At 49.0% G+C, this 19,984-nt stretch carries 10 protein-coding genes; all 10 read right to left on the reverse strand.

The genetic code is table 11. The features are described 5' to 3' along the window. Positions 1 to 108: 108 nt before the first annotated feature. The 10 genes from NKF25_RS02810 to NKF25_RS02855 all read right to left on the reverse strand — a co-directional run bounded on the left by NKF25_RS02810 (position 109) and on the right by NKF25_RS02855 (position 19,964). Positions 109 to 3,294 carry a PD-(D/E)XK nuclease family protein gene (locus NKF25_RS02810; protein ID WP_253225199.1) on the reverse strand — a complete coding sequence of 1,062 codons (3,186 nt, stop codon included), beginning with the start codon at positions 3,292 to 3,294 and terminating at the stop codon, positions 109 to 111. After that, on the reverse strand, positions 3,291 to 5,429 hold the full coding sequence (locus NKF25_RS02815; protein ID WP_253225200.1) for a hypothetical protein: 2,139 nt from the start codon (positions 5,427 to 5,429) through the stop codon (positions 3,291 to 3,293). The genes NKF25_RS02810 and NKF25_RS02815 overlap by 4 nt, the downstream gene beginning before the upstream one ends. After that, positions 5,426 to 8,197, reverse strand: a complete 2,772-nt coding sequence (locus NKF25_RS02820; RefSeq protein WP_253225201.1) for a DEAD/DEAH box helicase — start codon at positions 8,195 to 8,197, stop codon at positions 5,426 to 5,428. The genes NKF25_RS02815 and NKF25_RS02820 overlap by 4 nt, the downstream gene beginning before the upstream one ends. Beyond that, positions 8,194 to 11,580 carry an AAA family ATPase gene (locus NKF25_RS02825; RefSeq protein ID WP_253225202.1) on the reverse strand — a complete coding sequence of 1,129 codons (3,387 nt, stop codon included), beginning with the start codon at positions 11,578 to 11,580 and terminating at the stop codon, positions 8,194 to 8,196. Before NKF25_RS02825 ends, NKF25_RS02820 begins: the two co-directional genes overlap by 4 nt. Next, positions 11,573 to 12,355: a hypothetical protein gene (locus NKF25_RS02830; protein WP_253225203.1), complete on the reverse strand. Its 783-nt coding sequence runs from the start codon at positions 12,353 to 12,355 to the stop codon at positions 11,573 to 11,575. Before NKF25_RS02830 ends, NKF25_RS02825 begins: the two co-directional genes overlap by 8 nt. A 107-nt stretch (positions 12,356 to 12,462) precedes the next feature. Then, complete coding sequence (locus NKF25_RS02835; RefSeq protein ID WP_253225204.1) at positions 12,463 to 13,605, reverse strand: hypothetical protein; 1,143 nt, start codon at positions 13,603 to 13,605, stop codon at positions 12,463 to 12,465. 245 nt (positions 13,606 to 13,850) lie between these two features. Continuing rightward, a complete protein-coding gene (locus NKF25_RS02840; RefSeq protein WP_253225205.1) occupies positions 13,851 to 15,017 on the reverse strand; it encodes a BREX system ATP-binding domain-containing protein in 1,167 nt (388 codons plus the stop codon). Further along, positions 15,017 to 15,913 carry a hypothetical protein gene (locus NKF25_RS02845; protein ID WP_253225206.1) on the reverse strand — a complete coding sequence of 299 codons (897 nt, stop codon included), beginning with the start codon at positions 15,911 to 15,913 and terminating at the stop codon, positions 15,017 to 15,019. Before NKF25_RS02845 ends, NKF25_RS02840 begins: the two co-directional genes overlap by 1 nt. Beyond that, positions 15,910 to 16,944: a tRNA-guanine transglycosylase gene (locus NKF25_RS02850; RefSeq protein WP_253225207.1), complete on the reverse strand. Its 1,035-nt coding sequence runs from the start codon at positions 16,942 to 16,944 to the stop codon at positions 15,910 to 15,912. The genes NKF25_RS02845 and NKF25_RS02850 overlap by 4 nt, the downstream gene beginning before the upstream one ends. A 107-nt stretch (positions 16,945 to 17,051) precedes the next feature. Further along, positions 17,052 to 19,964 carry a queuine tRNA-ribosyltransferase tRNA-guanine transglycosylase gene (locus tag NKF25_RS02855; RefSeq protein ID WP_253225208.1) on the reverse strand — a complete coding sequence of 971 codons (2,913 nt, stop codon included), beginning with the start codon at positions 19,962 to 19,964 and terminating at the stop codon, positions 17,052 to 17,054. Between the last annotated feature and the right edge of the window lie 20 nt (positions 19,965 to 19,984).

Genomic DNA, 19,984 nt, shown 5'->3' on the forward strand with positions numbered 1-19,984 from the left:
ATCTACCTCAGTCACAGCGACATCAGTAACAATTGTCTCTCAAATGATAAAATTCAAAAGCGTGATTTTCTTGTGGTCTTGAATTACGATACAATCTTCATTGAGAAGTTACTGAATGAGGAATTGCTGAAAGAGTGAATTTCGCTCCAGTGTTGTTTTGTCACCGACTACAGTCAGGTTTCGTGCTGCGGTCAGTAATTCATACATTATTTCGGGGTTTGTCAATGGATCGGCCACAACTCGCTCTTCATTGGCTGTCGTCGTACTAAGAACCGCAGAATCAAGGATTTCATCGTCCAACTCTGACGGCAAATAGACATTAATTCCATCAGACGCATCCAATCGGCACTGGATATCCTGCGCCTGAGACACGAACGGGGTCAAAATTGCGTCAACATTCTTCTGCTTGGCGACCTTTACAGCCTCCTCGGCCTCCTTCTTATTTGCCAGGAGACGGCGGTTCAGATAGGGACTGTTCCTCAGTGGGACGTTGACATCCAGTTCGTGGACATCCCCATCGGCTGGGGCACTAGTGAGTACCTCAAACCGAATCTCGGCAATAGTGTACGTTCGTCCCATTCGTAGTTTCTCGGCATCGAACACTCGCAAATTTCCGAGTTTCCTACTGATATACATCGCACTCACCGGTTCCTGTGGTTTCAAGCGAAGGTACCGCGGTTCATCCTCACTACATGGTAACTCCTTAGTGATCGTTGTTTCCGTAAGGGGGGCTTCATCTTCTCCAGAGACGTGTTTAAACTGAACCGACCCTCCAATACTAGAACACCCCTCAAAGCGCTCCCCAAACACCCGAAAAGCAGGGTCCGGGAGCTTTGACGGGATCGTAAGACACTGTGCAGACTCGCTCTCAAGATTTGCGAAGCGGTTGAAGGACTGAACGAAGTAGGATTCACTCAGTCCCTCCTCCTGAGCTTCTTCACTTATGATTTCAGGGCCAGAACGGTGGATATCCCCAATTGCCACCAGACGGTCACCAAGTATCTGTAGGAAATGGAACTGTGGCTCTGCCAACCGGGTTGCATCAATCAGAATGACCGCATCGAAGAATCTATCGGAATGCGGCCGCTCACCCTCATCTCCCTCCTCCATAGCGTGAAAGAGTTTCTCGCTAATCGCGTAATCTTGGGAGGAGATCACGATCTTTGATTCAGAGATGGCTTCGTAGAGGGAGTGTGCATCATCATAGGCAGACAGGGATACATCATTGTCCTGACTGCCAAAGAAGCCATCGAGTCGAACAACATTATCCTTGCCAGAGAATGACCGTTGGAGACGGTCACTCTGGGTAGGACTCGAAGTCAAGAAGAGTATCCGTTGATCTGATTGCGGGATCAGATTTTCCGTGTTAGGGGCTGCAAACTGGTATTCAGCGATCTCTCCTGCCATATTTTCGAGGAGTTGGCTTCGGTCTGGTCGGCAAGGAAGATTGACGTAGACTTCCTTATTATCTAGTGACTGAGCAATCTGAGGCAGGTTTGAGCTGAGGAGAGTTTCGAGAGCGTTTATTGCCTCACCTGTGGGCTCAACAAGTGGCGACACGCCAGCACGCTGAGCGAAGTCTAACTGCGAGAGCAGATCTCGGGGGTATGCTTCGGATTCGAGGGTTTTTGTAACGGTATATGATTCATTCTTGGACTTGAATTTCGAATCTGGCTTTTCCTCGAACTGGAACACCACTCCATTGTTCGCTCGGCCACAGTAGATTGCGCGCCGATATCGCTGACTCCCCTCGGGATGAATTTGCACCGATTCCCCGGAAATGAACCCGAGCATACTTATTTTCTGATCTTCTTCAAACGAGTACCGGACACGGTTCTTTCCACGAACTGCTTCTGCCTTTAGTCCATTCAGACGGAGCCCAGCCTTTTCGAGTACCGTTTCGTCGAGTTGGTCGAGTCGCTCACCGGTTTTCCGTCGTACCTGCTGTTCAGCCTTGAGTCCATTCCGGAGGCGATTATAATGATCCGTGATCCGTGGATCTCGCAATTCAAGTCGCTGGTCACACTCTGCAAATAGCGGACACTGTGATGTGACCTTTCCATCCTCGTTCTCAAAGCATGGCCAGCGTCGCTCAGACTGACAGTAGAACTTACACGCTGATGGCAAGCTATGGCCGGAATCCCCTTTGCCGACGACGTCCGGTTTCTTGAATGCACAGCCCCTACAGTCCCTCCCATAGGTCGTGGGAATGCCAAACGAGTCACGGAGCACTGCCACCTCGTTCCGGAGTTCCATGATCTCAATAATATCTCGTTCTCTTAGTAGCACCTCTTCAATCTCCACATTATGACTGTGCTTGAGATTGGGATAGAGAAGATAGCCCCTTGTCCCTTCGGTGACGCGCTCCTTCATGGATTCTCCTGGTTCAAGAGTTTCAAGGAGCAATGCTAACAGATAGAGACGAAGCTGAAAGCGGTGCTTTGCACGGATTCTGGAATCAATTGTATAATTCGTCTTCAAGTCATATGGAGTGCCATCAACGACAAGATCCACGCGACCATTGAATCCGATACTTGGCGAGAGAGTACGCTCTACCTCAATACTATCCTGATAATCGGCAATAGTATCAATGAATTCGTCGTTCGTGAACAGCGGTTCCAGAGCCTCTCGGGCATTTTCCTTGATGCGGTTCGTACTGATCCAAGCAATGCGGCAGAGAGCCATCTGGAGGGAGTATTCTTCAGTGATGACCTTCTCGATACAGTCATCAATTTTCTCAGCATCCCAAAGATCGTTCGTGAAAAACGACTTATAGATGGAATCTTCAAGCGTCTTCTCTAGGACACGATGCGCAATATTTCCCTTCAATGCCCCTGCAGAGAAATCATACCGCGATTCGTTAAAGATACTTTTTTCGTACAACAAATCATAAATACGAGGGCATTCGGAAGCACTCCGCATTTCACTCTTTCCAATAGTCAAACCAGGCTGTCGGATCAAAATAGAGGATACGTTAAGGTACCACTTGTCCTGATATCGGTTCGGTATGCCCCGAACCAGAACCTTCTCGCCTGCTTGAAGAGGTATTTCTGCAAGTAGGTCACGAATTGCGGGAGTGGTCTCCCCGATCGTCTCGGACCAATTGGGTGACTCATGCCATATCGAGAGGAACGCATCATCGGAGTACTCCAGGTGAGAGGTATCGATGGTGTAGAGAGTTTTCTCTCCTCTCGACTTACCCGTCTTAGGACCGTCAGTGACGGTACATTGAACCGTTACTTCTTGATTGCTCCAGTCTGAATTGTTGGTGATTTCGCCTAGTGAATGAATCATTGTTCAAGGGTGGCCAGTGAGTTAGCGAGAAGTTTCCGATCGAGCATTTGTTCTTGATATCGGTATTGATGAGTGCAATTATGTCTTGTCAGACAATCTGGGCATGCATGGATACATTGCTGAGTGAGTTCCTCGGTCCGCTCTGCAACCTCACTGATATCCCGGCGCTTCGAACGACGGTTTGCGAATCGATCGTAGGTCGCTTGCACGCGCGAATCAAAGATCGTTCTGTCCTCCAGTGCAAGCACGACGTCAACAGCCCGTGGTGTCCGAGTCAGCAGGTTTTTCACGTCGGTGGTGACTGCCGCCAGTTCACGGTAAAAGCGCGTCAGTTCCTTTGTCTGAAGGAGGGAATCTAACCGCCGCCGAACCATCGGTTGCAGTTCATCTATATCGTTATGTCGATATTCGCCGCCCAAGTCTTCAAATACCCGTTCAATCTGCTGGTTGACTGCTAGATTATCCTCTGCGTGATACTGACCGTACAGTAAATTTGGTTCAACACTCCGCAAGAGGTCCATCGTGAGGGTATTGGTAGCAGCAATGTGACAGCATCCCTGGCTCGCAAGGGATTTGAGGAACTTTTGGTTAGAGATTCCATGGAGATCATCGAAAACCTCCTTGCTGATTCCAGCACCACCCTGAATCGTGTCATAGATCCCGAGTTGCACTGGAGAAGTCGAATCTTCTTGTTCGAAGTTGACGTTATACCATGCCTCAAAACTGCTGCCACCAGCGCTGAACTCGACTGCCCAGGACGCCAGTGCATGCTTGAGGGAATGGACGAAAACGTGAATGGCGAACTGGGTAATTACACTGGCATCTTGGCAGTGCTCAAAAATCTCTACCAATGTCTCACCATGCTCTTGAAAGAGATTCCGGTAGTTCTCCCGTCGATCTTCGCCGAAATCAAGCAACTGAAGTCGTGTCTGAGAGTCAGGAATTACTCGTGGGAGGAACTCGATTAGGTCATTGGTAGTTGCATCAAACAGGTCTTCTGGGCCGTCAGACGTTGTCTTGAAGAGATAATCTAGCCCTATCAAGGTGGTGTATAACGGCTGTACGCTAAAGGCGTGGTCGAGTAGATCTTTCTGAAAGAATAGAACATCCCAGAGTTCACGGTAGAGTTTTGAAAACTGCAAGTCACGAACCAATATTGGGTCAGAGTCCAGGGTTTCTTCGACAAGGTTCCTCGAGACTGACCGATTCAGATCAAACAGTATCAGCTGACTCTCCTGATGGCTGGTAGGGAATGCAATTTGAGAATCGTCCTCATGACGGTAGCGGATTACCTCCGAGAATGTTTGATCATCACTGTATAGAGTGAGAAGTGTCGCGTAATAGGATTTCAGGAACGTCGAGTCCGTAAAGAAAGTGGTCTTTTCAAACAGACCGTTGCTCTCGGTACTCAGATTTAGGGACCCTGATTTCTCACCTACATCATACAGGTGCTTGAACCAGAGGGACTGGGACGTCGGATCACTCGCCAAGAATCTGAATCGCTCCTCTGCTTCCTCATCCTCAACGTTATCCGGTTTGAAGTTCCGAACAATCCGATCCTGTTTATCCCAGAGATAATTTGTGTGTCCCCCACTCCCAGGTATGACAGGGTTGACCACCGTGAACTGGTCAGGCATATACAGTGTAACATCATCTGTATGGTGCTGATACGGGGTATATTTCTCTTGACTAACCCCACATAGAATTTCTGATAATTCATGTTTGTTCCGAATACTAATTCCGGATGAAATATCCGCGAAACCGGGTTCCGAAGAGGATTCCCAATTTCCGGTCCAGATATCGAACCGCCACCGCCGCTTGAATCCTCCTGGAAGGAAACTTCCGAGCATTAGTTCCAGGGGCTCATGATCCAAGTATTCGCCAGATTGGCTCTGGACGCTCACGTTGCCTCCAACCTGCTCCGAGATGAAGGAAGATGGTACGCTGTATGGTCGCTTAGCTTCAGGGTCCAAATCAAAGAGATCTGGAATATGACAGTATGGACTAAGCCTGGAACTCCGTTCAACCCGATCTCGGAGGTCAGTCTGGTACTGATAGAGTCCCTCCATGCGGGCGAGTAAACGCTCTTCAGTCGGTGCATCTTCACTCTGGAAGTCGTATGTGTCATCAATCATGATTTTTTAACATCAAACTCCTCGTCCAGAAGATCTCGCATCAGACGACGATGATACTGGAGATCGTCGACTTTCCCTTTCAAGTCTCCCAGCTTTGAGCCTTTCTGGATTTGCGCGACCTTCCAGAAAGGCTCTGTTTCGATTGGCAACGAACTCCCTCCAACAGGAACTCTAGCTTTTACTATATATTTTTGGATTTCCTTCAGAACCCGGTCGAGTCGATCATCCTCAACCCCAGGGAAGGTCTGATTGAGCCAATCCTTAATTGAATGGCGTTCAGTATTCAGTCGATCGGACAGTTCGTCGATATCCAGTCGTTTATATATCTGCTTTGCGGAATCGTGATCAGTCAGATTGAAGTAATCGAAAATGGCGGAGACCATATGTTCAGTTTGTATAAATTCGTTTTCTTCATCGAGGCCAATCGTAAGATATCGGTCATCTGGATCTGCCAACAGTTCTTGATGGTGGAAATAGAATGCGTCCTCAGGTCGCGATCCAAGAACTACCACTGAGATTGGTTGGTCATCTGGGTCGCGTCCGCCGCGTCCCTTTCGCTGCACGAACCCAGGAATATTCATCGGTGCTCGATATTGGAACGTAGCAATGATTCCTGGGTGGTCAAACCCAACCTCAAGAGCACTTGTTGTCACCATGAGATCCCACTGATCATCCGTGGCCTTGTCCCCATCTGGCGTCTCGGTTCTGCCACTTTTGTGGAGATACACATTCATCGGTTCCAGATCCAGTTCCTCCGTCATGGTCCACCAGCACTCTCCGGCCTCATAGACGGGACAGGGATTCAGATGTTTGTTCGGAGGTAGTGGCTCGCAGAGTGCCCGCTCGTGATCTGCCGCAGTTCCCCGGAACAATTCTTTCGGGCAATCGGGGTTCCTCACTTTGTCATTCTCGAGGCCGAGGAACGCTTCGGGAGACCGAAGATTGAATAGTTCTTTTCCTTCAACACCCTTGCCTCTTTCTGCGCTCTGGATATAATCCGCCAACCGCTTCACGGAGTCGATAGAGTCTACGAAGCCCAGAATTTTGTTTTTCTTTGGACCGTCCTCCGGATCCTCCTTTAGTACCGTATGATACATTGCGAATGCGATTTGGATCATTGAGGAGAGATTAGTGACATTTGTCTCGACAAACTCGCCCTCCTCCCACTCGTCCCTGGACTTGTATTTCGCCTCACCCTGTGGAACTTTGACCTCTCGAGGATCGGTTGATTTGATAAAAATTAGATACTCCCAGCCAATTTCCTCGATTTCACTCTCAACAGAATCATAGTCTTCCTCAGGAATCCCGAATTTCTTTATTTTCTCATTCTTATTTAGAGGTTTGATTTGCTCTGCATTACGCGTTCCAAAAATCTGCTTTGTGAACTCTTCGGCATTTGAGATTGTAGCACTCGAGGCGACAAGTGATGGGGATTGATTCGGTGACACAGACTTCATCGCTTGCTGGAACCGCCGCATTACGTTCGCCACGTGCATTCCATACTGATTGGTGTACACGTGAACCTCATCCAGAACTATGAATTTCGGTGGAGAATCTCGCCTCCAATACTGACTTTCACCCTTTTCATCCATAAGACGCCGGTGAAGCGTATCCGGGGTCACTACGATAATGTCAGCAGTTTTCCGACTGTCTGTCTCTGCAAAGGAAACTTCATGTTCGTTCTCAGAATCGCAAACGAACTCCTCTGTCGACATACGCCCATCACAGCCAGGATGAGGACAGTCAAAACTCACGTTAGAAGTTGAACTGTGATTCAGACCTACGGAGAGTGGCAGTTCATCGGCAGGATAGTCCGGTGAACGGTCGCCATCACCAGAGAGGAGGAGTTCAAACCGGTACAAATACTTCACGATCCGCTCAAACTGATTATTACAAAGATCAGTCCGCGGGTAGGCCAAGACAGCATCTACTCCATCAAGTGAGATAGAATCGTGCGCAGCGGTAAAGGCATATGCAAAAATTGGGAATAGGAATGCCTCTGTTTTCCCTCCACCAGTACTAGCTGTAATCACGTGAGCGGTATCCTGATCTTCAGTCGTTACTGCCTGCCGGAACAATTGCTTGAGCGATCTCCCTTGGAATTCTGCCAGCCCGGTCATGTCCTCCGCGTCACAGAATTCCAGCAGTAACTGCAGCGCATCCCGAGCAGCTCGCCGCCAGTCTCCGTGTGTGTTGCCAGCCAGCAACTCTGGGGCAGGATCCGCAGACTTCATATCCTCCATTAGTTTCCTAACTTCCTGATCAAGTTCAATACCGTCTCCGCCCCACTTCGGTTTCTCACGGGACTGGATATCCATTTTCACCATTTTCGTCAGACTCGGATTGAACTCGAAGTCGCTGTTATCATCAAACCGCTGCCGCAATAGGGCGAAATACCGGGTGATTTCTGCGACACGGCTCCGGACGCGCTGCTTATCGTATACGTAGAGGAGTACGTCTCGTTTCTCAAGTTCATCGATCACACACTGAAAGAGTAACTTCCCACCTAGCTCGTTGTCGACGTTCGATGGGAAGGCATACGTTACTCGAATGTCGGCATCTCCCCAAACAAATTTCTTAAGGAATTGCTCTTGAATGTCTTTCAGCGAGACAGATGAATCATAATTTCCACCGTTGATCTGCTTCTTGCACCGCTGATCGATCCAGCGAAGAACCTCCTGTTCAATACGCGCCGTATGAGACTCCGAAAGATCTTCCCAGATATCTTCCACTGCGTCTAAATGTGGATGATTTGTGATTGCACTCATCGGTCAAGGTTCACCGTGATATCCTTGATAGCACCCTCCTGGAAGGACTGCTTGAGGAAATCGAAGCATTCAGTCTCGCTAAATTCATTCTCCGAATCCTCAATGACTGCGATTAGATCACCGCCGTGGTCACGGAGTGCTGCCTCAAACACTTCGAAACGAGTAGGGCCTTTAAGCAGATTCTGAATCTCATCGATGAGCGTGTGAACTCGGGCGAAGTTACCCTCATTGAGTGCGGATTCCGCTTGTTCATAGAGTTCTTCAGCCTCATTATGACCTTTCACGTCTGCTTCCAGGCCGTTCAGACGTGATTCATACTTCTCCTGGTCAGACGAAATTTCCTTGGCGTCTGATCGTAACTTCCTGGCGGCCGGTTTGATGTCCTCATCGACAAGGCCGAGAGATTTATTGAATTGGCCGGCATTGACCATCTGTTCGGCCTCAGACAGATTCGTTTCGAGATCATTCAATCGAGATTCAAGCTTTTCCTTCTCTGGATTATTCCCAGAAATGTCCGTGATATATCCTGCTGCATCCTTCTCGATCTTGCGTACTTCACCGAGTCGCTCCTGAGCGCGTCCTTTCAGTCCCGTAATCTTCTCAATATCGTCAGAGATCTCATCTATACGGGTCTCAATCTCTCCTGTTCGCGCTTCAAGACGCTGGTATTCTTCCTCTGCCTCAATCATCTTGGAGAGTTCCTCCTGGAATCCCTTGATTTCCACCTTCCGCTCTTCGAGTTGCGACGCATATTCCCCCTCAATGTTTGCTGATTCGATTTCGTCGAGGATTTTTGGGGTAGTCGCGTCCTTTACATTCTTTGCGTCGCCGATAATTGCATCCTTACGCGTACTTATCGCGGACTCGGTTCCTTCCTCGAACTCCACAATTTCACTTCGGAGTTCGCGAGCGGTCGTGAGATCCCCATGCTCAGGATCAATCTTTTTCTTCAGCCTATTATATCTAGTATCTAGATCCTCAAGGCGGTTCTCTAAACCGTTTACATCCTTCACTTTGAGGTTGCTTGCGGTCTCATAGAGATCCTCTGCACTTCGGAGACGCCCCCCAACTTGGTCCAGTGTATCATTGAATTGGCTAGTGACACTAACAATAGAGTAAGCATCAACCTTGGATCCCTCGACCTTCTTGGTGGATATTTCTACATATCCCTGCCTTATTAACTGGTCCAGATACCATTGAATCATCGCTCCTTCATCACCGGAACTACATTCGAAGACGAACTCACTGGCGAGTCCATCTCGAATTTCTTCATGCGTCATTGCGCCTTCTTTCTTCAGGAGTCGGTAGATCTCATACCAAGGCGGACGATCTTCCTCAACATCAGGATAGGTCCAGCGCGAGCCACTCTTGATGACCAAGGACTGGTCAGCCAACCCATTCATAATATCACTATTTAGTTCGTACGTCAGATCTAGCTCGTCCTTTAGCATCCCAATGGTGACGTCACGATCTTTCTCTGATTCAAGGTGCCTAACCACCTCACGGTAGACATCATCTGGATACGGCAACACGGCGTCCTGGAAGGTCTTCTCAAGTTCATCCCGGACCTCAAAGGTCTCGATCACCTCACCGAGTTCGAGGTTTTCTTCGACCTCAACGCTCAAGTCCCCCCTCGCCAGGAACTTCCCGTACACGTAATTATCCCGCATATCGCGCGATATATCGAAACTAACCACACGGTCATCATAATACGATCTTTGCTGGGAATCAAGGTTCGTCAGGTAATTGTTGGTCTCAGCAGACATCTGCTGATTTTGCTTTACTAGCACGCCAAAGGCGGCTTTGCCAGAATCGATGGTCTCGACATAGAGTTGAACCAGTGCTTTCGGAATCTCTTGACCATTGTAGAGACCAATGAGGACGGTTGCGTCCCGCTTCGCGTCACCTCTTCCGATGGACATTAGATAGAGGCTGTACCGATGCCGACCAATTTCAGTTGTGACTGGATTCTTGTGTAAGGTCCCGAGATCTGCCTGCTGTAGTGCCAGTGCCATACCCCGGGATAATTCTGCCTGGAACTTTTCAGGGGCCTTTGTCGCCTTAAAATCCAGTTGCTGGATCTCGGTTGTCGATCCGCTTGAACCACCAAAGAGATAATCAATCACTTCGGAACTTAGCGTATACTGGTATTGACCATGGCGCTCTGATTCCTCCAGAATCCGCATTTCATCATCTCCGACCGAGACCGGAGTCAGCAGCTGATTGATGTCTCCCTCGAAAGCATTCTGAGGGATTGCATCCTCTTCTCCGATTAGCCGACCATTGAGCCGCTCGAAGTCATCAGCCAGAGTTTCATCAAGATCGGACAGTGCTGCCCTAAGATTTGTGATGGCCTCCTGACTTAGTAGCTCTTCATCCCGGACCAGTGATTTTTGGCCCGTTAGAGCGTATACAATTGCCTCACCATCAATACTATCCAGGTCGACATCAGCAGCATAATTGAGCGCCCGACTATAGATATTGAGGATTTCCCTCGGGTGACCACTGGAAACACGTGTGACCACCTCTACTGTTTCATCCACAATTGGCTGAATCGAACGGGTATTGGTCATCCGGTGGACATTCATTCGGTTGATAAGCATCTCCTTGGCATCGTCCGGTCCAAAGTCACCGAGAATGATAGGCTCCTGCTCGAATCGCTCTATCAGTGCGTTCCCGAGAGGAGTATCTTCACCGTGTTCATATGCTGTAATCTGGGTTCTGGCAGATTGTGAGAACCCGAGCAGCATATGAATCGGAGTGTTTGACAATTCATTAACTATATGCAGAAACAGTCGGACAAATTGTCTCACCTGCTCGTCTTCTGCATTGGCTATATCTTCCGCCTCATCTACGAAAATAAATAGTGCTCTATAATCATACTCAGTTTTAGCCTCCTGGACAATTCGCCGGAGATTTGTGGCTATGTTTTCCTTGAGTTTTTCAATGGTAAATGATTCCTCGATGCTATCAGTGGGTTCCACCGGATCAAGGTTCTCGATGAAATCCTCCAGTTCTGGTGCCGACTCAATGAGATCCTCAATGACTCGGTCATAGAATGCCCGGATACTCAATCCAAGGTTGGAGACGTATGCCGGTGCAGCTTTGTGTTCCTCACCATCAACCTCGATTCCCTCTCGGATTTTATCACGAAGTTGCAGTAGGTGGTGGGATTTACCTGTCCCATACTCACCGTAGAGGAGATTTCGTTTCATCGAGTGTGGTTCTCGGATACCAGATTCCACAAACCGACGAAGTCTCTCTTCCTGATCGTCTCGACCTACGATTTTATACTGGCTGGCGATACTCTCGTCGGCGATAGTCGTATCGAAGGGATTCCGCGTGAATCCAAGTTTCTCGAAGTTGCTGGCTGGTTCACTCATAGATATGTGCCTCCATCAGAGCCGACAGGTCGATCGTCATCTCTTCATAACTTCCCTCAGCGACGATTCCATATCGCTGTAACCGGGAAAGTAATCTATCAAATGTGTTTCGGTCTACACCATACATCGTCTCAAGTCGTTCAAATAGCACGGGTTCTTTGACGTTCTTCGAATCGTCACCATCGGTCAAGTCGTTAAATTCCTCACCAAGAATATGGGCGAATGCCTGTTCGGGCCAAGATGCACCGACGACTCCCCTATCCGTATCCTCGATTACACCAGAGTCTCGGAGAATATGTTGGCTCATCGACAGCGTGAATTCATTCATTTTGTTTCCTCGGAAGGTTTGTCCATCGAATTCTCGCTTAATCTCGTGATCTTTGACGGGCCCATTTCGGAAGATGAATTTCGTGATAATTATTAGTTCAGGATACTCGTGAGCAAGGTTCGTGAAAAGACGATCCATCTGGGTCCGAGTATCGACGGTTTCAGCAACTTGTTTCCCAGTATGAAGAAAAACACCTTCTCTCCCACCAGGAATGTCATCCTCCGAACTCAAGCGTACCAAATTACTCTCCTCGATGATCACCAAGTGAATGTTCTGAAGTTCACTGATAATATCCTTCGCACCCTTATCGGAATCAGGCTGATTCGCTCCTAGACTCTTCCGATTCCGTATCTCTGTTACCAAATGATCTTTCTGCTGTTTCCCGTTCTCTCCGAGTACGTTAATTCCAGCACGCAGCAAATATGGACGAGCATATTGAAGTGTCATATCAGTCAATTAAGTGGCTATTGATTCAATAATTCTTAGAGATATGGTTTAAGTGTATCGGAATGTCAGACATCCTGAAAAGTCTCGTCAATCTCTAGTACATATAATTAGAAAAATCCAGTCTCAAAACTATATTCTACCGAGTCATCGGTCTCTTTCATCGTTATCAGACCCACCCTTGCCATCCGGCTCAACGTCTCCTCGACCTCGCGCGGCGTCACACCCTGTTTGACAACAGTAGGTAACCGTTCATATACCAGAGAAGATGGAGTGGGCGAGTCATCCAGAATTGTCTGCAATTCCTGTTCCAGTGACGCTCTATTATCCTCTGCAATCTCATCTTCTCCAACTAATTCCTCTTCCTCAGCGAATACTTCTAGAATTTCCTCTAAGACGCGCTCAGTATATACCCGGAGTGAAGGATCACGACCCTTCGTGGCCTGAAGAGTATCGAAAATACGGATAAATAATTCTTGGTAGCCGAGTAACCCAGTACCTCCACGTTCAATCATTGATTCAAATGTTTCCTGAATTTCATCAACCCGATGCCGGTCATAGCGATACCGTGCATAAACCCCTTCAGCTTCTGAGAATCTCTTTGAAAGTTCATCATTTTCCTCTCCTTCAATAACTGGTAATGGAAGAAGTCGAGTATTGATGTAGTGACGGGGATACGATGTGAGATATTCTAGCACTTCTTGCTCATCGATGCCCCAGAATCCTCCGATCACGATTGCGTAGTCCTCATCGATATCTGAGACAGAACCCGCTGGAATCTGGCCAGAAATCCGCTCGAACGAAGATACACACTCTCTCATATTCAGAAGACTCATCCCAAACGTTGGGTCGGTTATTCTAGCATGGTAGGGAACAGATTCCAACGAATAATGACAGATAGTACTATTTAGAGATTTGCCTCTCAAGATGGCCGCACGGGTAGCAAGCAGTTCCTTCGTTGGGGACGTAAATCCGCGTTCACCCATTCTCCTCAACTGATTTACCACCGATCTTACCTCGCGATCCTGAAGGCCAAACTCATCCGCTAGCTCAGGAATACTCCAGTGTCCTCTGTCGAACTTGTCGAGAATCAGTTCTCTAAGTGGCTTGGAAAATACCCGCACGGGTGTTCGTTCGTCCGGAATTTCGGTGACTAATTCTGAATTTGTAGCGATTCTCTTTTTCCTGATCAACCGCCTTTTCTCATTATTTGATAATTCGTGGAAATCTATATCGATATACTCGGACGACATATGTATCTGGTTATTATTACACTACACTTGAATTTTTTGTATAGAGAACTCTTTTGTCGTCTGCTTCATTAGGACTTCACATTCGTATCCACACCCTCACCGGAGTCAAGAAAGTAATAGGCTGCCCAGTGGGGTTCGACAAGACGTGAACATCGGAATCCCGACCTCCGATTAACAAAGCCGTCAGTACTCTTGGATGCCATAAAATCACGCTTCAGTGGACATTCCGTGTGGCACGATAAATTCTAGCGGTCCGAGATCGATTCTTGAATGAATTCCGGGGTTATTTCTGTTTCATTAGCATCGTTTGCTGAATCAAGTATACGACTACAGAGAGCGAGCACCTGCCGAACATTGCCCTGCGATCGCTGTAGGATCAGATCGAGACTTTCTTCCGAGAATGGTTGCATTCCTTCTGCGTTAGATTCTGTTTGTCGTTCTCTCTCTAGATAGTTTCCGACCAGTTGCCACAGTTGTTCACTCGTCAACGGTTGAAGCGCAACTTCCTGTCCAATTCGTTCGCTGAACGCATGATATTCACTCATCACATCCTGCCAAACTTCCGGGGCACACCCAAAGAGCAGACACAACCCGGAACTGTTCTGATCCATCAGGTGTCGAATACTGTTCAGCGTTGCTTGCTCGTTTTTAGACGAAAGACGGGCAATGCTCTCAAATTCGTCGACAAACACGAAAACACCGGTATACCCAAGGTCGAGTAAGAGGTTCTTCAGCGCGGTAAACGCCCGAACACCCATCGTATCGTCGTCGAGGGCGGTGTGAATCTCCATCTCTTTACGTTGTTCGTAACGAATACCTTCAGCCGTCAACCATTGCCAGGCGTAGAGATTCGTATCCTCATACACCATGTGAACAATCGCACGTGCGAAATCAGCGAAGTGGGTGATGTCACTGAGTCGTCTGATCGCTTCCGGGATAATCTCAGAGAGCAGGATATCACCTTCATCGATAAGCGATTGCATGGCCGCTGCATCGTGTGGATCGGCCTCGGTTAGATCGCGAGTTACGGTTGCTAAATGTTCGTACGCGATCTCCTGCAACCGGGTGAATCCGAGGTCGTAAACGAATTCGTGGTAGATGTCGAGGAACCCCTCGCCAGGTTGTGCGACATATCCAACGACTACGTCGTCACGATCGCGGACCAGTGACCGAGTGTATTTCAGCGTATGTGACTTGCCGTTCCCGTACTTGCCAGTAATGACAAGATGCTTCGACTTTCCAGTCGCGAGCATCGATGAGACTGTTGAGCTGATCTGCTTCGTGACGTGTTCTTGCCCACAGTAAATCTCCGGATCTTCGGCGGGAACTGGGCTATACGGGAACGGATTCGATTCTAGGCCGTACTGGGAGTAATCTCGTTGCTGGTCGGTAATGTTGAATGCGTTGGACATTATTGGGCCTCCGTTTCGAAGGTGAGTTCGCGGTCGTGTACCGCGAGATAATAGTATTGTTTGTCGTACAGTTCCACGCCAGCCATCACTTGCTGGCTCGACTGTGATGTCGAGACCAGTGCATCGTCATCAGCTAATTCGATTTGCTTGATACCAAGTGCAGCGTCTTTCGCCGCAGTATCGATCGGCGCGCCAGACAGTTCGAGTTTCCCAACGTTTTGTTGGCAGAGCTCAATTAGCGTCCGGTCGAATTCGTTTCGAGCACAACGTACTCGCTCACAGATCGTCTCCCGTAACTGTGGTATCGACAGATACCGCTGTCTGAGATTCACCCCTGCTGTCTGTTCTAGGTTGTCGTAGGCGTCGAGAAGCGTAGTAGAGAAATCGCTTAACTCACCAGCAGGAGATGGTCGGTAGTAACGACCTGTAAATGCGTTACGTTGCACACATCCGAGTCGTTCCGCCCAATCAGCCATTACATCAATACTCGTCTGATTGTATGTGTACGGCGTGTCCTGCTGGGTTTCCTCGAGTCGTTCAAGTACCGTGGTGATGTTCGCAGGGGCAATATCACCTACCACATCAAGAAATGCGGCAAAGTGAGGACTATTGGACTCGAGAATAGTACTCACCCGGTACCAATCCTCTGCCAGAATTGCTGCTAAGAAGTCGCCGCCAATTGTTGAGGTGGCATAGACTTGATCGTCATCGATCTCCGTTTCCTGCAGCAGTCCGATTCGGGTTGCTTCCAAGATCGTTTCGCGAGCACGACGATGTGATACATCGAGGTCACTCTCGAGCTGTTCTGTTGTGACTGGTTCCGTGTCACAAGCGTGTGTCAGTTCCGCTAACCGGCTAAGCGTGACTGGCCGAATGGTTGGTCTCTCGTCAGTCATACCAGCCTCCGGACTTGCTGTTTGGTGATTTCGTACGCTCGCTTTGTTACCTCGTTCCCCTGAAATCGAAGGTCAAGATAGTGTTCGATATCCCGTCCTGATTCGACCATATATCGGAAACGACGCAGTTCAGTTGCAAGCGCCCAGAGGTTGTGCTGTGTAAACGCCGCCCTGTCTTCTCGAATGTCATCAAGTGTACGCTGTCCACAAATCGGGCAGGGGCAGGGGAGTCGATCGATCTCTTCGATCTCGTGCATCTCTTCACCGCCAAATCCCGGTATCAGGTAGTTTCGATTCCCTGCACTGCGAATGAACGCAGACGAATCGAAACTATCCACTCCAAGATAGAGCAACAGCGGTTGATAGACGAGTCCACCAAGACCGTACACGTGTAGATGTTTGTTCGTCGCTTTTCGTGCAGAAAGAATTAGTTTTGTTACCTTTTTGTAATCCGTTCTGACCGGTATTAAACTGCCGAGTGCATAGCCGTCGAAGTCACCACGTTTCTCGAGATAACGAATGCTATTCCGGATGGTTTCAGGATCATATCCGTGAACGCTTGCGAGAAGAAACGCATCACCGTGATGGCGATCACTCGCCTCTAACGCAAACTCGATACTCTGCTCGGTGCGACGCTGATTTTCTTCTGTGCGGTTTTTTGGAGACAGTGGAACGTCGACCGTTCCATAGATGTCTGCATCCAACTGTCGTTGGGTCTCAAGTGTTTCTGCAGGGGTGGTATCGGGCTTTTCACTGAGGAAGTCGAATCCACCACTATCTGCGAAGACGATAGTGTCTTCGGGAACACCCATTTCTTCGCGAAGTGTAACGCCGTCCATCAGTCGATTCCACATCGGTTCGCGGTTTTTGATCGAACGAGCGTTGATCATGGCCGCCGAGAACTCAGGGATGGTACCGACGTATGCAGGGGTATTATCGCTTGACCGTTTGCCTATGTTTCGTACTGGGAAGAGAACTGGTGTGTGTAACTCCCCATGGGGAAGGTCGAGTTTTCGATGTCTGTACAGCATACCTCCCCTGCGGATAGGCTGTCGTATTTGATAGATAATCGGTGCATAGGATAATGACAGGAAAACGCTGATTTCGTGGTACGGGGCGGCTAACTAACAGTAGAGCGTTAATATTTCTCGAATACAGTCTGCGTTGGTTCTTCTTCGACTCGACGACAAAGTTGTTCGATTGTCCGTGGCTCTAAGTGGTCAATGTTGTTGATTCGCTGTGCGAAGTTCTTCATGTACAGCCCTTTCAAGCCGATGACGATCGTCCCATGGTTCTTTGCGTCCTCGGTTCGAGCTCCGACTGAAACGATATTGTCGAACTGTTCGTCAACCAGTTCACGGTTAAATACGACGCCGATGCGATCCGCTCGAACCATCTGAACCATCTCGTCAATGTCGATACTGGTGTAGTAGTCCTTTCCAAGGGTGAAAAAGACGAGATCGTAGTCAGTTTCCTCCAGCACCGGTCTCAAATCCTGTTGGATGCCTAGTTGTTCCGACCGTTCTCGAATTTCGTTGACTCTCATCGAACTGAAGGTGACTTCGTAGGGCGGTAACTCCTCATCCTCTTGTACGAGGCCGAATCCTGCACTTATGAAATATCGACTCACATTGTGCCCTTCATCTCCGAGCCAGCGCATTGCCTCCTTGACGTTTTCTTGCTGCCGTCCTGTGTAGAGGTCACGTGCAGCAATCCCAGGGACGTTTTCCCGCTCTAAGAGTTCCTCTTTCGAGAATTGGTCGAGTTCATCCTGCTCGAACACAGGTGCCCCATCAGGGACTTGCTTTGAGCCCGAACACTGATCGATGATGAGAATGTCCAGGTCATCGTCGGTATCGATTTGTGGTGGATGTGGCAGGAAATCGCGTCCAGCAGCGTAGTTTTCACCCAGTGCAGTGAGGACCTGTTCACGCAGTACCTCAGCGCGTTCAAACGTATGGAACTCACATTCGGTGCCCTCGACCGAATCGATAACGGAGTCGTCAAACTCGGCGTTAGGCAGATGAATGAATGCGTGTTGATAGCGCTGCGTCTGTTCACCAACGCTTGCTGCTATCGCATCGGGGTCAAGTGACACCGAATTCGGCGTTTCCTCCCACCACTCTCGCATACCATCTGCATCAAGAATTCCGATTTCAGCCACTGGAAGGTCGTGAACATGCTGCCAGAATGCAGGATGTTCTTCTCGGAGATAGTCCTCGACAGTCTCGTACTGTCCCTGTGCAGCAGTACCGGGCGTGGCAATCAAAACTTTTGGGAGATCTCTCGCGAACTCGTCGTAAAATCGTCGTGTATTATGGAATCCTCGACGTCGATTGCGATCGTTTCCACGGAAGATGCACACTTCGATTCCATGTTCTGAACAAATCGGACAATCGCACTTCTCCCACGGTCGTTCTTCAAGCGTTTGGTGATATTCTTCGAGAAGATCATCATCACCAACCCACGTCGCATAATCCCGAACGACAGCCCAAATCGGATCAACGGCATTACTATCAGACTGTTCTTCGATGGATTCGAGTTCTGACGTCATCCGAGGGAACGTCTCGAATCCACTCTCTGCCAGTTGCAAAAGATCGTCGTATTCCGCGAAGTCAAGGGCATTATCGTCCTTGTCTTTACGGAGTAATTTGACGATCCTCCGACGGAGGTTCGCACTGAAACTGGCTTGCAACTCGCGCCCATACTCGAAGTCTTCGCGGAATGCGGATTCGACATCTCGCAGGCGGGAGACATTGTACCGTTCGTCGTGACGATGCTCACGGAGATAGGCCCGGGTCGCCTCTAGAACTGGCTCCACCTTTGTTTTCCAATCCTGCAATGCAGCGATGATCGATTTGTTGTCCGCATAGGCACGAAGCGCAGCAAGTGTCTCTCGTCCCCTTAGCGATTTTTCGATAGACTGCTCTAAATCATCTCGAGTAGAGGGATATCGAACACGAATTGCATCGTAGCGCTCGTCGACATTTAGTCGGTAATTCTGGCCCCCCGTCCAAGCCGAGCGAAGCATGCTTGCACTGTCGAAGCTCGTCATTCCCGACCGGCCGACTGTCTCGAATCCTTCTGTCTTTGCAAATCCGAAGACGTGGGAGTCAACACGAGTGTTATTGTCCCGTTCATACCCCTTCACAACCTTTCCAATCCCCTTCACGATTTTTCGAACTTCGTGAATCGGGCTTCCAGCAACTCCACCGATACCAAGGTAGTCGTAGCCGATATCAAGTACATCATCCGCGGCTTCAACATAGGATTCTGTGTTCCAGCCCTGGATCGCTACCATCAAACGGAATGGATAGTCACCGTCTTCGTAGAGGTCGTACATCTCGCGAGCGTTTCGAAGCGTCAGATCGTATCGGAACTGTTTGTCGTCTTCTCGGTAGACCGCACGGGGATCGTCGGCGAGTTGTGCGAGAACGTCGTCTACGTCTCCGTCAAAGATGTCCGGGTCGAACGGGTCGACTTCCTCTTCAGAATCGGTTCGTATTGACGATTCGTACTCATCGACAAATGACGGCCACTCCTCTGGCCATTCATCGACCATCAAATCGACGACGTCAGTCAGTGTGTCCGGGATATCCTTTTGCTTGAAATCGCTGTGAAAGGCACGCTTATCTAGATAGAGACGACCTTTGTCCTTTCCAGACCCGAGGACGAGATGGTCGATTGTCACGCCCACAGAAACTTTGAGCGTTTCATAGAAATCGAGCATCTCCTCGTTGTCGTACGGGGGGAACGGGAGGGACTTGTATCCCCACGCACCACAATCGCTGATCGTCGGCAACCATTCCGGAATCGAGAGGACGGGATCATCGTAGACGCCGTACTCTTTGAGACGCTTTGCTTTCCGATCGGTATCTTCGACTTGCTCTCTAGAGATGAGGACACCATCGATCGGGGTAGTTTCTCGATCGAAGATATCCCAAATATAGTCTAATTTGCGCTCCTGTCGGTTGAGATTGGACAGTTCGTCGTGCTCGAAATCATAGCCAGCATCGACGGCGTCGTCCCACTCAGGAACGTAGAACCTCACGGATAGTATTCACCGTTCCT

The organism is Haladaptatus sp. AB643 (assembly GCF_024136975.1).
Taxonomy (GTDB): Archaea; Halobacteriota; Halobacteria; order Halobacteriales; family Haladaptataceae; genus Haladaptatus.

Coding starts and splice junctions, on each gene's coding strand:
- NKF25_RS02830 (WP_253225203.1), bottom strand. CDS start 12,355: ATGACACTTCAATATGCTCGTCCATATTTGCTGCGTGCTGGAATTAAC.
- NKF25_RS02815 (WP_253225200.1), bottom strand. CDS start 5,429: ATGATTGATGACACATACGACTTCCAGAGTGAAGATGCACCGACTGAA.
- NKF25_RS02820 (WP_253225201.1), bottom strand. CDS start 8,197: ATGAGTGCAATCACAAATCATCCACATTTAGACGCAGTGGAAGATATC.
- NKF25_RS02850 (WP_253225207.1), bottom strand. CDS start 16,944: ATGCTGTACAGACATCGAAAACTCGACCTTCCCCATGGGGAGTTACAC.
- NKF25_RS02840 (WP_253225205.1), bottom strand. CDS start 15,017: ATGTCCAACGCATTCAACATTACCGACCAGCAACGAGATTACTCCCAG.
- NKF25_RS02825 (WP_253225202.1), bottom strand. CDS start 11,580: ATGAGTGAACCAGCCAGCAACTTCGAGAAACTTGGATTCACGCGGAAT.
- NKF25_RS02845 (WP_253225206.1), bottom strand. CDS start 15,913: ATGACTGACGAGAGACCAACCATTCGGCCAGTCACGCTTAGCCGGTTA.
- NKF25_RS02835 (WP_253225204.1), bottom strand. CDS start 13,605: ATGTCGTCCGAGTATATCGATATAGATTTCCACGAATTATCAAATAAT.
- NKF25_RS02810 (WP_253225199.1), bottom strand. CDS start 3,294: ATGATTCATTCACTAGGCGAAATCACCAACAATTCAGACTGGAGCAAT.